The 15,154-nt window shown below is 77.1% G+C and carries 2 protein-coding genes; both read left to right on the top strand.

The genetic code is table 11. The features are described from left to right. The first annotated feature begins 64 nt into the window (after positions 1–64). On the top strand, positions 65–13,768 hold the full coding sequence (locus tag ACFZB9_RS08905; RefSeq protein ID WP_391445022.1) for an amino acid adenylation domain-containing protein: 13,704 nt from the start codon (positions 65–67) through the stop codon (positions 13,766–13,768). Continuing rightward, entirely contained in the window at positions 13,765–15,153 is a 1,389-nt protein-coding gene (locus tag ACFZB9_RS08900; protein WP_391445020.1) for a short-chain dehydrogenase, read from the top strand. The genes ACFZB9_RS08905 and ACFZB9_RS08900 overlap by 4 nt, the downstream gene beginning before the upstream one ends. Position 15,154: the final 1 nt, after the last annotated feature.

The following is a 15,154-nucleotide window of genomic DNA, read 5'->3' as shown; positions in this document are numbered from 1 at the left end:
AGACGTCCGGAGCAGGGGTCCGGTGGGTGGGGACCACAGTCGACGAGCATCTGGGGGCCGGAGCGTGTCAGCCGAATCCGATCGTGAGACCGCTGTGCCCGCGCCGGGGAACGCCGCCCGCGCCGGCGGCGCGGACCCGGCCGCCGACCCGATCGCCGTCGTGGGGATGGGCTGCCGATTCCCGGGGGCCGTGGGCTCGCCGGAACAGCTCTGGGACCTCGCCCGGTCCGGGGGCTCGGCCGCCGGCACCGGGTTCCCCGCCGACCGGGGCTGGGACCTCACCACGCTCACCGACCCCGAGCCGGGGGCGCCCGGTGCGACCTACGTCCGCGGTGCCTCCTTCCTCGACGCGGCCGGCGACTTCGACGCCTCCTTCTTCGGCATCAGCCCCCGGGAGGCGCTGGCGATGGACCCGCAGCAGCGGCTCCTGCTGGAGACCGCCTGGGAGGCGCTGGAACGGGCCGGCGTCGACCCGGCCGCGCTCGCCGGCACCCCGACCGGCGTCTACCTCGGGGTGGTCGCCCAGGAGTACGGCCCCCGGGTGTTCGAGGCGGCGGCCGACCACGCCGGCCACCTGACGACGGGGACGACGACGAGCGTGGCCTCCGGGCGGATCGCCTACGCGCTGGGGCTGGAGGGCCCGGCGGTCACCGTGGACACCGCCTGCTCCTCCTCGCTGACCGCGATCCACCTGGCGGTCCGGGCGCTGCGGGCCGGCGAGTGCACGCTCGCCGTCGCGGGCGGCGCCAACGTGGTCTGCGCGCCGAGCATCCTGGTCGGCTTCGCCCGGCTCGGCGCGCTGGCGCCGGACGGGCTGAGTAAGCCGTTCTCCGCCGACGCCGACGGGTTCGGCGTCTCGGAGGGGGTGGGCGTCCTCGTCCTGGAACGGCTCTCGGAGGCCCGGCGGCAGGGCCACCCGGTGCTGGCCCTGGTGCGCGGGACCGCGATCGGGCAGGACGGGGCCTCCGAGGGGCTGAGCGCGCCGAGCGAGGCCGGGCAGCGGCGGGTGATCCGCGCCGCGCTGGCCGACGCGGGGCTCACCGCGGCCGACGTGGACGTCGTCGAGGCGCACGGTACCGGGACCAGGGTCGGCGACCCGATCGAGGCGCGGGCGCTGCAGGCGACCTACGGCGCGGCCCGGCCGGCCGGACGGCCGCTGCTGATCGGCTCGGTCAAGTCCAACATCGGGCACACCCAGGCGGCGTCCGGGGTCGCCGGGCTGATCAAGGTGATCGAGGCGATCCGCCGCGCCGAGCTGCCCGGTACGGCGCACCTGACCCGGCCGACCGACATGGTCGACTGGTCGGCCGGCACCGTCGAGGTGCCGGCCCGGCCGGTGCCCTGGCCGGCGGCCGGCGGCGACGATGCGCACCGGCCGCGGCGGGCGGGCGTCTCCTCGTTCGGGATCAGCGGGACCAACGCCCACGTCCTCGTCGAGCAGGCCCCCGCGGAGCCGCCGTCCGAGGCGACCCCGGACACGCCCGCGGCGATCCTCCCGCTGGTCCTCTCCGCGCGCACCGAGGAGGCCCTGCCCGCCCAGGCCGCCCGGCTGCACGCCTGCCTGACCGCCCGTCCGGAGCTGCGCCTCGCCGACGTCGCCCACACCCTGGCCACCGGCCGCACCGCGTTCGACCACCGCGCCGTCGTGGTGGCCGGCGACCGCGCCGAGGCGCTGGCGGAGCTGGCCGCGCTCGCCGAGGGCCGGCCGAGCGCCGCCACCGTCACCGGCCGGGCCGCGGTGGACGGCGAGGTGGTGCTCGTCTTCCCGGGGCAGGGCGCGCAGTGGGCCGGGATGGCGGCCGGACTGCTCGACTCCCACCCGGTCTTCGCCGAGCGGATCGCGGCCTGCGAGCGGGCCTTCGCCGAGTTCGTCGACTGGTCCCTGTCCGATGTCCTCCGCGGCCGCGAGGAGGCGGCGATGCTGGAGCGGGTGGACGTCGTGCAGCCCGTGCTGTTCGCCGTCATGGTCGCGCTGGCCGCCTGCTGGCGGGAGCTCGGCATCCGGCCCGCCGCGGTGATCGGGCACTCGCAGGGCGAGATCGCCGCCGCGTACGTGGCCGGCGTGCTCCCGCTGCGGGACGCGGCGCGGATCGTCACCCTGCGCAGCAGGGCCATCGTCGCCATCGCCGGCACCGGTGCGATGGCCTCGGTGGCGCTCGGCGCCGCGGAGACGGCCGCCCGGCTGGAGCCCTGGGCGGGCCGGCTCGGGATCGCCACCGTCAACGGGCCGCGCGCGACCGTCGTCTCCGGCGACGTGGCGGCCGTCGAGGAGTTCGTGCGGGACTGCGAGGCCGCGTCCGTCCCGGTGCGCCGCCTGCCCGTCGACTACGCCTCGCACTCCGCCCACGTCGAGGAACTGGCGGAGGAGCTGCACCGGGTGCTCGCCGACGTCCGGCCCGCCCGCGGCGAGGTCGCCTTCCTCTCCACCGTCACCGGGGACGCGGTCGACGGCACGGCGCTGGACGCCGGCTACTGGTACCGCAACCTGCGGCAGACGGTGCTGTTCGAGCAGGCGGTGCGCAGCGCGTACGCGCGCGGGCACCGGTACTTCGTCGAGGTCGGCCCGCACCCCGTGCTGACGGTCGGGATCGAGGAGACGCTGCAGGAGGTCGCCCCGGACGACCCGGTGGCGGTGGTCGGCAGCCTGCGGCGCGGCGAGGGCGGGCTGCGCCGGCTGCTCGCCTCGGCGGCGGAGGTCCACGTGGCGGGCCGGGCGATCGACCCGGCCGGCTGCCCCGGCGGGGACCGCGCGGCCCTGGTCGAGCTGCCCACCTACGCCTTCCGGCGCCGTCGGTACTGGATGCCGCCGGGCACCGGCGCTCCGTCCGCCGCGCCCCGGCCGGGTACGGACGACGCGGCGCATCCACTGCTCGGCGCCGGGCAACTGGACGACCCCGAGAGCGAGGTGCTGCGGTTCACCGGCCGGCTCTCGCTCGCCACCCACCCCTGGCTGGCCGACCACGCCGTCAACGGGGTCGTCCTGCTGCCCGGCGCCGCGCTGGCCGAACTGGCCCTGCACGCCGGCCGGCAGGCCGCCCGCCCGGCGCTGGCCGAACTCGTCCTGCACGAGCCGCTGGTGATCCCCGAGCGGGAGGCCGTGCTGGTCCGGGTGCTCGTCGCCGAGGAGGAGGCCGACGGGCGGGCCGTGCGGATCTGGTCGCGCCGGGAGCCGGCCGGACCGCTCGACGCCCGGCCCGGCTGGGTCAAGCACGCCGAGGGGCTGCTCACCGCGGAGCCCCCGGCCGTCCCCGCGCCGCAGGCCGCCTGGCCGCCGCCGGGCGCCGAGCCGGTCGACGTCTCGGACGGCTACCGGCGGCTGGCCGGCCGCGGCTACCACTACGGTCCCGCGTTCCGGGGGCTGCGGGCGGTGTGGCAGCGCGGCACCGACCTCTTCGCCGAGGTGGCGCTGCCGGACGGCATCCCCGCCGACGGCTTCGGCGCGCATCCGGCGCTCCTGGACGCGGCCCTGCACACCCTTGAGTACCTCGACCCCGGGCAGCTCGACCCCGGCCCGGAGGCGACCCCGGACCTGGTCCGGCTGCCGTTCGCCTGGACCGGCGTGCGGCTGCACGCGGCCGGCGCCACCGCGCTCCGGGTCACCGTCACGGCGACCGCACCCGACACGTACCGGCTGGCGCTCGCGGACCCGGACGGGCAGCCGGTCTGCACCGTCGAGGCGCTGACCCTGCGGCCGATCACCCGCGAGCGGCTGCTCGCCGCCGCCGGCGGCGGCCACGACGCGCTGCTCGCCCTGGACTGGATCCCGGTCCCGGTGCCCGCCGCGCAGGTGCCCGCCGGGCCGCGGTCGTGGACCGAGTGGCCCGCCGTGCCCGCGCCCGGCACCCCCGGCGCGACGGTGCTGTGCTGCCCGGCCGAGCCGGCCGCCGCCGGCCCGGCCGGCCTGCCCCAGCGCGCCCGGCAGGCGCTCGACCGTGTCCTGCGCGCCGTCACCGCCTGGCTGGCCGACCCCGGCACCGAACAGGCCACCCTGGTGGTGCTCACCCGCCGGGCCGTCTCCGCCGGCCCCGGCGACGACGTCACCGACCTGGTGCACGCCCCCGTCTGGGGCCTGCTGCGGAGCGCGCAGACCGAGCACCCCGGCCGGATCGTCCTGGTCGACGCCGACCTCGACTTCGACCTCGACCTCGACCTCGACCTCGACCTCGACCTCGACTTCGACCTCGACCTCGACGTCGAGGACCGGACGCGCCGGGACGAGCTGCTGGCCGTCGCCCTGGCGAGCGGCGAACCGCAGCTGGCGTTCCGTCAGGGAGCCGCCCGCGCGCCGCGCGTCGCCCGGGCCGGCGGCTCGGTGGTCGCCGGGCTCGACCGGCTGGCCGAGCCGCCGTGGCAGCTGCGCACGCTCGGCGAGGGCACCCTCGACGCGGCCAACCTGGCGCTGGCGCCGTGGGAGGAGGCGGCCCGGCCGCTCGGCCCGGGCGAGGTCCGGATCGACGTCCGTGCCGTCGGGCTGAACTTCCGTGACGTCATGATCGCCTACCGGCTCTACCCGGACCCGGCCGTCGACCTCGGCAACGAGGGCGCAGGCGTGGTGGTGGAGGTCGCCGACGACGTCCGCACCCTCAAACCCGGCGACCGGGTGATGGGGACCTTCTTCGGCATCGGCCCGTTGGTCGTCCGGCACCACGGCTTCCTCACCCGGTTCCCGGCCGCCTGGACCTTCGAGCAGGCGGCCGGCACCCCGGCCGTCTTCCTCACCGCCTGGTGCGCCCTTCGCGGGATCGCCGAACTCGGCCCGGGGCAGCGGGTCCTGGTGCACGCCGGAACCGGCGGGGTCGGTATGGCGGCCATCCAGCTCGCCCGGCACCTGGGCGCCGAGGTCTACGCCACCGCCAGTGCGCCGAAGTGGGACACACTGCGCGCCCTCGGCATCGCCGACGACCACCTGGCGAGCTCGCGCACCACGGAGTTCCGGGACGCCTTCCTCGCCGCGACCGGCGGAGCCGGCGTCGACGTCGTGCTCGACTCGCTGGCGGGCGAACTGGTCGACGCCTCGCTCGACCTGCTGCCGCGTGGCGGTCACTTCGTCGAGCTGGGGAAGACCGACCTGCGCGAGGCGGCGGAGGTGGCCCGGCGCCACCCCGGTGTGCGGTACACGCACTTCGACCTCACCCTGGTCGACGCGGACGAGACCCGCGAACTGCTGGCCGAGCTGCGCGAGTTGTTCGACCGCGAGGAGCTGCACCCACTGCCGGTGGCGGTCCGCGACGTCCGGCAGCTGCCGGACGCGCTCGCCCAGCTCGGCCAGGCCCGGCACACCGGCAAGCTCGCGCTCACCCTGCCGCGGCCGCTGGACCCGGCCGGCACCGTGCTGATCACCGGTGGCACCGGTGTGCTGGGCGCGCTGCTCGCCCGCCACCTGGTCACCGCCCACGGCGCCCGGCACCTGCTGCTGGCGAGCCGGGGCGGACCGGAGGCGGCGGGCGCCGGGCAACTCGGCGACGACCTGCGCGCGTTGGGCGCCGAGGTGCGGATCGTCGCCTGCGACGCCGCCGACCGGGAGGCACTGGACGCCGTGCTGGCGGACGTCCCGGTGCGCCACCCGCTGACCGCCGTCGTGCACGCCGCCGGCGTCCTGGACGACGGGGTGTTCGCCGCGCTGTCGGCCGACCGGCTGGACCGGGTGCTCCGGCCGAAACTCGACGCGGCCTGGAACCTCCACCTGGCCACCCGCGAGCTGGACCTCGCCGCGTTCGTGCTGTTCTCCTCCGCGGCCGGCATCCTCGGCACGGCCGGCCAGGCCAACTACGCCGCCGCCAACACCTTCCTCGACGCGCTCGCCGAGCACCGGCGCCAGCGCGGCCTGCCCGGGACCTCGCTCGCCTGGGGGCTCTGGGCGTCGGCCTCCGGGATGACCGGCCACCTCGGGGAGCAGGACCACGCGCGGCTGCGCCGGACCGGCTTCGCTGCGATGTCCGCCGAGGAGGGGCTGGCCCTGTTCGACGCCGCGCTCGACAGTGGCCGGGCCCTCCTGGTCCCGGCCCGGCTGGACCGGCGGATCGGGCGGGCCGGGCACCCCGAGGAGTGGCCGGCGGTGCTGCGCGGCCTCGCCCGGCCCGGCCTGCGGGCGGCGAGCCACGGCCGCCGGCCGGCCGAGGAGACGCCGCGCCTGGGCGACACCGCCGCGATGACGGCGCAGGAGCGGCGGGCGGCCCTGCTCGGGCTGGTGCGCAGCGTCGCCGCCACGGTGCTGGGGCACGAGTCGCCCGACGCGGTCGACCCGGGCGCCGACTTCCGCGACCTCGGCTTCGACTCGCTCGGTGCCGTCGACTTCCGCAACCGGCTCCGGAAGATCACCGGGCTGCCGATCGCGACCACCGCGGTCTTCGAGCACCGGACGCCGTCGGTGCTGGCGGAGCACCTGGCCGCCCTGGCGGCGCCGGCCGGTGCGGCGACGGCTGGTGCGGAGCCGGCCGGCGCGGCGACGGAGCCGGCGCCGCGGGCCGCCGTCGTGACGCCGGTGCCCGCGCCCGAGCCGGTGACCGAGCCCGCGCCCGAGCCGGTCGCCGAGCCCCGGCCCGCCCCGGTCACCGGACCGGTCCCGCTGAGCGCTTACCAGCGGGACGTCGTGGTGGCCGCGTTGACCCATCCCGACCTGCCGATCGCCCAGCCCAGCGGCTACTTGCGCCTGCCCGGCGCGAGCGACCCGAAGCGGCTGGCGGAGGCCGTGCGGCGCACCGCCCTGCGGTACGACGCGATGCGGCTGCGGCTGGATCCGCACGGCGACGAGCCCACCCAGTGGGTCCGGCCCGAACTCCCGGACGTCGAGGTGGTGTCGTTCCTCGCCGAGCCCGACCCGCGTGAGGCGTGCCGCCAGTGGATCCGGCGGACCACCGACACCGTCCTGCCCCTGGACGGCCCGCTGGTCCAGACGGCGATACTGGTCGACGATCCCGGTTCGCTGGTGGTCTACTGCCGGTTCCACCACGTTGTCGCCGACGCGTGGGGGATCAACCTGGTGGTCCGGGAGATCGGCGAGCAGTACCTGTCCGCCGAAGCGGGACCCGCGCCCGCCCCGGCCCCCAGCTGCCTCGACGCCGCCGCGACGTACCGGGCGTACCGGGAGTCGCCGCAGTGGCGGGCCGACCGGGATGCGCTGGCCGACGCGGTCGGGCCGCTGACGCCCGCCCTGTTCGCCCGCACCGCGACCGTCAGCGGCCACCACCGGCGGCAGCGGTCCGTGCACGTGGACGCCCACCTCGTCGACCGGGTGCGGGCCACCGGGCGCTCGGTCTTCGCCGTCACCGCCGCCGCCCTCGCCACCTACCTGCGCCGGGTGCACCGGGACGGTGACATCGTGCTGGGCGTCCCGCTGCTCAACCGGCAGACCCCGGACGAGCTGGCGACCATGTCGCACGTCACCAACATCCTGCCGCTCCACGTGCCGGTCGACGAGCGGCAGACCCTGCTCCAGCTGGCCGACCGGATCCGCTCCGACGTCTGGGAGCTGACGGCACGTCAGCAGTTCCCGCTCGGCGACCTGCGGGCCGCGCTGCGCGACCGGGGCCGCCCGGCACAGGAGCTGTTCGACGTCACCTACTCCTACGTCACCGTGCCCGAGGGCGGGCCCGGCAGCTCCGGCGGACTCGGCGGCGCCGAGTCGACCGTGCTCGCCTCCGGCTACTCCCTGGACGCGGTCAACATCGTGGTGCGCGAATACGCGGCCGACGGCCCGCTGGATGTGGAGATCTTCTACGCCGACGACGTCTTCGACGAGGACTTCTCCGTGGAGGCGGCGATCGGTCACGTGATCCGGCTGCTCGACGAGGGGCTGCGGTCCGCCGAGGCGCCACTGGGGACGCTGACGGCGGTCGGCCCCGACGAGGCCGCCCGGATCGCCGCGTTCGAGCACCCGCACCGGGCCCCGTTCGACGAGACCGCGACGCTGGACCGGCTCGCCGCCGAGCAGGCCCGCCGCACCCCGGACCGGCCGGCCGTGGCCGGCACCGGCCTCGACGGGCGGCCGGTCACGCTGACCTACGCCGAGTTCCTCCAGCGGGTCGACCGGCTGGCGGCCCGGCTGCGGGGGGCCGGGCTGCGGCCCGAGGAGTGCGTGCCGGTGGTGCTGCCGCGGTCGCCGGAGTACCTGGTCGCCGTCCACGCCGTGCACGCGGCCGGGGGCGCGTATGTCCCGATCGACCCGGATCACCCGGCCGAGCGGACCCGGACCGTGCTGGCCGACTGCCGCGCGCGGCTGGCCGTCACCGACGGGCGGGCGGACGGGCTGCTCGACGAGCTGGGCATCCGGCCGCTCCCGGTGGAGCCGGCGGACGCCGACCGGCCGCCGGCGGGCGGCGGGCCGGGCCCGAGGCCCACCGATCTGGCGTACGTGCTCTACACCTCCGGCTCCACCGGCACGCCGAAGGGCGTGATGATCGAGCACCGCTCGGTGGTCAACCGGCTGGCCTGGATGCAGCGCCGGTACCCGCTCGGCGCCGAGGACGTCGTGCTGCACCGGACCCCGGCGACCTTCGACGTCTCCGTCTGGGAGCTGTTCTGGTGGGCGCAGGCCGGCGCCCGGGTGGCGGTGGCGCCGGTGGGCGCCGAGCGTGATCCGCGCGAGCTGGGCGCGGCGATCGAACGCCACGGGGTGACCGTGCTGCACTTCGTGCCCTCGATGCTGGGGCCGTTCCTCGACCACCTGGAGCGGGACCCCCGGGCCGCTGCGCAGGTCCGCACGGTGCGGCGGGTCTTCTGCAGCGGCGAGGCGCTGGTCCCGGCGCTGGTGGAGCGCTTCCGTGCCGTGTTCGCCGAAGCCGGCCGCCCCGAGGCCGAGCTGGTCAACCTCTACGGGCCGACCGAGGCGACGGTCGACGTCTCCTTCTTCGAGCCGCCCCGGACCGGCCCGGTCCAACGGGTGCCGATCGGCAGGCCGATCGACAACCTCGCGCTGCTGGTGCTGGACGCCGCGGGGCGGCGCTGCCCGGTCGGGGTGCCGGGCGAGCTGAACATCGCCGGCGTCGGCGTCGGCCGGGGCTACCTCCGCCGGCCGGAGCTCACCGCCGCGGCGTTCCTGGCCGACGAGTCGCTGCCGGAGGGCCGCCGCTACCGCAGCGGTGACCTCGCCCGCTGGCTGGCCGACGGCACCCTGGAGTACCTGGGCCGGCTGGACGACCAGGTGAAGGTCCGGGGCAACCGGGTGACCCTCGGCGAGATCGAGAGCACGCTGGCCCGCTGCCCGGCCGTCGCCGCGGCGGCGGTGGCCAGCGAGGCCACGGCGGGCGGGGCCGGGCTGGTCGCGTACCTGGTGGCCGCCGACCCCGTCACCGACTCCGCGGCCGACGGCCCCTCCGCACTGGTGAAGGCCGTCGTCGGCTTCCTCGCCGAGCGGCTCCCGGCGTACATGATCCCGGCGGAGTTCGTCCGCCTGGACCGGCTGCCGCTGACCCCGAGCGGGAAGGTGGACCGCAAGGCCCTGCCCGCGCTCGGCCGGCGCGAGCGGGGCTCCGCCCGGCCGGACGGCCCGGTCGAGGAACAGGTGGCCGCCCTCTGGCACGAGGTGCTCGGGACGGACGCGTTCGGCGCCCACGACGACTTCTTCACCATCGGCGGTGACTCGATCCTGGTGCTGCGGCTGCGCACCGAGGCGGAGCGGCGCGGACTGCCCTTCGACGTCGAGCGGTTCTACGCCCGCCCGACCGTCGCCGGCCTCGCGGAGCAGGTGGCGGCCCCCGTCCCGGAGGCGGATTCCGGCGTGACCGAGCCGTTCGCCCTCGTCCCGCTACTCGACCGGGCCGCCGTCCGCACGGCTGAGGACGCCTTCCCCGCCTCGCAGCTGCAGCTCGGCATGCTCTTCCACAGTCTGCGGAGCGCCGACTCCGCGCGGTACAAGGACGTCTTCCGGTACCGGCTGCGGATGCCCTGGGACGAGGCGGCGTTCCGCACCGCGTACCGGCGGCTGCTGCGCCGGCAGCCGGCGCTGCGCTCGACCTTCGACCTCACCGGCCGGTCCACCCCGCTGCAGCTTGTCCTGCGCGAGGTGCCGGACCCACTGGTGGTGGTCGCCGCGCCCGACGCCACGGACCTCGACGCCTACCTGGACGCGATGCACCACGTCGCGTACCCGTTGCTCGACGACCGGCCGCAGGAGCCGGCCGCGCTGCACGGGATGCGGGTGTTCGTCCGGCCGGACGGCGTCGACCTGGTGTTCCACTTCCACCACGCGATCCTGGACGGTTGGAGTGTCGCCGGGCTGATCGGCGAACTCCTGCGCGACTACACGGCGTTGGCCGGCGGCGAGAGCCTCGCGTCGGCACCCGTCCCCACCCTGCTGCTCGCCGAGCACGCCCGGGCGGAGGGCGAGGCACGCACCTCGGCCGCGTCCGGGCAGTTCTGGGCGCGCGCCCTGGAGGGCAGCCGGCCCACCGTGATCGAGCCGCTGCGGGCCCACCTCGCGCCGGGCCCGGCGCAGGACGGCGACCGGGTGCTGACACTGCCCACCTGGCTGGAGCGCGCGCTGCGCCGACTGGTCCGCCGGCACGGGGTCCCGCTGAAGTCCGTCCTGCTGGCCGCGCACTGCCTCGCCCTGCGGGCGGCGTCCGGCACCGAGGACGTGGTCACCGGCTGCGTGACCCACACCCGGCCCGCCCGCGCCGGCGCCGAGCAGTGCGCGGGGCTCTTCCTCAACACCGTGCCGGTCCGGCTGGACGGGCGGGCCCGGAGCTGGCTGGAGACGGTCCGCCGGGTGGTCCGCTGGGAGCGCGACGCCTTCCCGCACCGGCGGTACCCGATCGCCACGCTCACCGCCGAGCGGGGCGGGCCGGTCATCCGGACCGCGTTCAACTTCGTCGACTACCACACGCTTGGCGAGGTCCTGGGCGAGGGCCGGGTCGAGCTGGTGGACTTCGCGGTGCGCGAGGAGACCGACTTCACCCTGCTGACCACCGCCATGGTCGACCCGCGCGACGGCGCGCTGCGGCTGCGGATCGGCTCGGGTGGCGGCGTCCTCACCGGGGACCAGCGCGCGGAGTTCGGCCGGACCCTGCTGGATGTCCTCGCCGCGCTGGTCCGGGACCCGCAGGGCGCGGTCGACCTGGCCACCGCGCGGCGGCGCGACGTCGCCGTCCAGATCGCGCACGTGGCGGCCGAGCACCCGCAGGCCCTCGCACTGACCGGCGGCACGGACGCGGACCGGTGGGACTACCACCGGCTCTCCGAGGCCGCGGACACCGTCGCCCAGCGGCTGCTGGGCCGGGGGATGCCCTCCGGGGCCCGGGTCGCGGTCCGGATGCGGCGGTCGGCCGCCCAGCTGGCGGTGGTGCTCGGCGTGCTGCGGGCCGGCGCGGCCGTGGTCCCGCTCGGCCCGGAGCACCCGCAGGCCCGGATCCGGATGATGACCGCGATCGCCGCGCCCTTCGTCACCGTCACCGACGAGGCGGCGCCCGACGAGGCGGCGCCCGGCGAGGCGGCGCCCGGCGAGCCGGAGGCGGTCACGGCGGAGCTGCTCCTCGACGGTCGGGCGATGGCCGGCGAGCCGCACCCGCTCCCGCACATCCACCCCGAGTCGGCCGCCTACGTGCTCTTCACCTCCGGTTCCACCGGCGAGCCCAAGGGCGTCACCATGCCGCACCGCGGGCTGTCCAACCTGATCGCGTGGCAGAACCGGCGCGCCACCGGCTGCGTGGGCCTGACCACCCTGCAGTACGCGCCGCTCGGCTTCGACGTCGCCTTCCAGGAGGTCTTCTCCACCCTGTGCGCAGGCGGCACCCTGCGGCTCCTCGACGAGGAGCGGCGCCAGGACCTCGCGGCCGTGCTGGCGATCGTCGAGGCCGAGCGCGTCCACCGGCTCTTCCTGCCGTACGTCGCGCTGCAGGCACTGGCCGAGGCCGCGGCCGCCACCGGGACGTACCCGGCCGGGCTGCGGGCCGTCGTCTCCTCGGGCGAACAGCTGCGCGTCACCCCGGAGATCCGCGCGCTCTGCGCCGCCGTCCCGGACCTGGTGCTGGAGAACCAGTACGGCCCCACCGAGACCCACGTGGTGCTGGCGTACCAGCTGCCGGGCGCCGCCGCCGACCACCCGCCCCTGCCGCCGGTCGGCACGCCCGTCACGGGCACCACCGTGACGATCCTCGACGAGCGACTGCGGCCGGTGCCGCCGGGGGTGAAGGGCGAGATCCACGTCGAGGGGCCGGGCGTCGCGCTCCACTACGAGAACCGGCCCGGGCTCACCGCGCAGCGGTTCCTCGCCGCGCCGGGCGGCCGGATCCGCTACCGCACCGGGGACCTCGGCGTCGCCCTGCCGAGCGGCGACATCGTCTGCCTGGGCCGCGCGGACGGCCAGGTCAAGGTGCGAGGCCACCGGGTGGAATGCGCCGAGGTTGAGCTGGCCGTGCTCGGGCTCGCCGCGCAGCACCCGGGGATCGAGCAGGTCGCCGTGGTCCCGCGAACGCTCGGCGGCACGGACGCGGTGCTGCAGGCCTTCCTGGTCGGCGACCCGGACCGGGCCGACACCGAGGCGCTGCGGTCCGCGCTCGGCGAGCTACTGCCGTCGTACCTGGTACCCGCGCACTACCGGTGGATCGACGCGATGCCGCTGACGTCGAGCGGCAAGCGTGCCGACGCCGTGCTGCGCGCGCTGGCCGCCCGGGGCCCGTCGTCCGACGCCACCCAAACGGCGGCGCCGGCCGGCCCGGTGGACCGGCTGGCGGAGGAACTCGCCGACTTGCTGGCGGAGTTCGCGGGCGTCGAGCGGCTGGCCGTGGACGCGGACTTCTTCGCCGCCGGCGGAACGTCGATCGGCGCCACCCGGGTGGCGATGACCGTCGCCCGGCGGTGGGGCGTCGAGCTGCCGCTGCCCGCCTTCCTGGCGGCGCCAACCGCGCGCCGGCTGGCCGAGGCTGTCCGGGCGGGGGACGCCCGGCGCGGCTTCGACCCGGTGGTCCCGCTCCGGACGGGCGGCGCGCTGCCGCCGCTCTTCCTGGTGCACCCGATCGGCGGCAACGTCCTGTGCTACCGCGAGCTGGCCGGCCGGCTCCCCGGCGACCGCCCGGTGTACGGGCTGCAGGCGCCCGGCGCGGAGCCGGGCACCGAACCGCTGGCCGCCATGGACGCGCTGGCCGACTCGTACCTCGCGGCCATCCGGCGGGTCCGTCCCGAGGGCCCGGTCCACCTGGCCGGGTGGTCCTTCGGCGGCTACGTCGCGGTGGAGCTGGCCCGCCGCCTCGACCCGGCGCGGCTCGCCTCGCTGACGCTGCTGGACACCGTCGCCCTGGGCGACGGACCCCGGCCGGAGATCGAGGAACGGGAGCTGGTGCTGCTCTTCTTCCGGGAACTGGTCCGGGACGCCACCGGCCGGGAACCGGCCGAGGAAGAGCTCGCCGCCGCTGGACGTGAGCTGCCCGAGCTGTTCGACGCCGTCTTCCGGCGGACCGTCGACCTGGGCGTCCTGCCCGGCGACGCCTCGCCGCACCTGCTCCGCCGACTCCACGGGGTCTTCCGGGCCCACTACCGGGCGACGGTCGACCACCGGCCGGAGCGGGTGCGGCAGCCGCTGCTGGTGCTGCGGGCGATGGAGGGGCTGCCGGCCGCCGTGGCCTCGACGCACCGGCTCTTCGGCAGCCTCTTCGAGAGCCCGGCCAACGGCTGGCGCCACTGGGCCGACCGGGTCGAGACGGTGGACGTCCCCGGCGACCACCTCTCGATGATGGCCGCCCCGCACGTGGCCGGCCTCGCCGAGGAGCTGGGCCGGGCCCTGGCCCGCGGCGACGCCCAGGCGCCCGCCGGTACCGGACCGGAGCAGGCCCGATGAGCGGGGCCCGGCCCGGTGCGGCCGGCGAGGTCCGCCGGCCGCTCGGCCCGATGGAGCGCTGGTACTGGATCTGCGACCAGCTCTCCCCGCTCAACGTCGTCGCCCGGGTGCACCTGCGGGGTGCTCTCCCGGCCGGCGCCCTCGACCGCGCCGGCGCCGCGCTGGTCCTGGAGAACCCGCTGCTCCGGGTCGCCGTCGCCGCCCGGCCGGACGGCAGCCGCCCGCGGTTCGTGGCCGCCGGGGACGGGCGGATCCCGGTGCGGACCGTGCGCGCCGACGGGCCGCCCTGCTCCGGCCGCTGGGCGCAGGAGGTCGACGCCGTCGAGCTGGTCACCCCGCTCGACCGGCGGTCGGGACCGCTCGCCCGGATCGTCGACGTCGTGCACGACCCCGGTACCCCCGAGGAGTGCCACGACCTGCTGCTCACCGTCTCCCATGTCATCGCTGACGGCACCACCGTCCTGGAACTGCTGCGCCGGCTGGTCGAGTCGGCGCACGACCCGGCTCCGGGGCCGGCCCGCCCGGCACTGCCCCCGCCCGAGGCGCTGCTGCCGCGCCGGATCAACGGCCTGCCCCGCGCCGCGCACCTGGCCCTCGCCATCGCCGCCGAGCAGTTCGCCCTGCTGGCCGCCCGGCCCTGGCGGCTCACGCCGCCCGTCCCGCTGCAGCCGCAGCACCGCCGGACCAGGCTGCTCCACCGGGAGCTGGACGCCGGACAGCTGGCCGCGCTGACCGACCGCTGCCACCGCGAGGGCACCACCGTGCACGGCGCCCTCGCCGCCGCGCTGGCCCTCGCCGTCGCCGGGGCGCAGGCCCCGGCGGGGACCCGGACCGTCTGCATCGGCTCGCCGGTGGACTTCCGCACCCACCTGGTCCCGCCGGTCGGCCCCCGGGACGCGGGCGCCTACGTCGCGACCGTGCCCACCTACGTCCGGGTGGGCCCGGCCGCCGGGCTCTGGGCGGCGGCCCGGGGCGTCACCCGGGACCTGCGCCGCAGCGTGCGGAGCCGCCGCCACCTGGCGCTGGTGTCGCTGCTGCGGCTGATGTCGCCGCCCTCGGCCGCGCGCAGCGCGCGGGCGGTCACCGCGGTCGACCGGCAGGGCCCCGGGAACGTCTGCCTGTCCAACCTCGGGGTGGTCGACTTCCCCGACCGGGTCGGGCGGTGGGAGCTGTCCGGCGCGCAGTTCGTCGCCGGCATCTCGGTCAGTGGCTACCTGGTCGCGACGGTCAACACCAGCCACGCGGCGCTGCACTGGAACTTCACCTACATCGACGGCGCGCTCGGCGCCGAGCGCGCCGGGCGGATCGCGGACCACGCGGTGCGGACCCTGTTGGCGGGCCTGCGGCGCACCGAAACGCCGGCCCCCACCGAAGCGAGAGGCTGAT

It is taken from the genome of Kitasatospora sp. NPDC008050 (genome assembly GCF_042957465.1).
Taxonomy (GTDB): domain Bacteria; phylum Actinomycetota; class Actinomycetes; order Streptomycetales; family Streptomycetaceae; genus Kitasatospora.
Note: the sequence above shows the minus strand (reverse complement) of the source record. Positions and strands in the feature narration are given on the sequence as shown.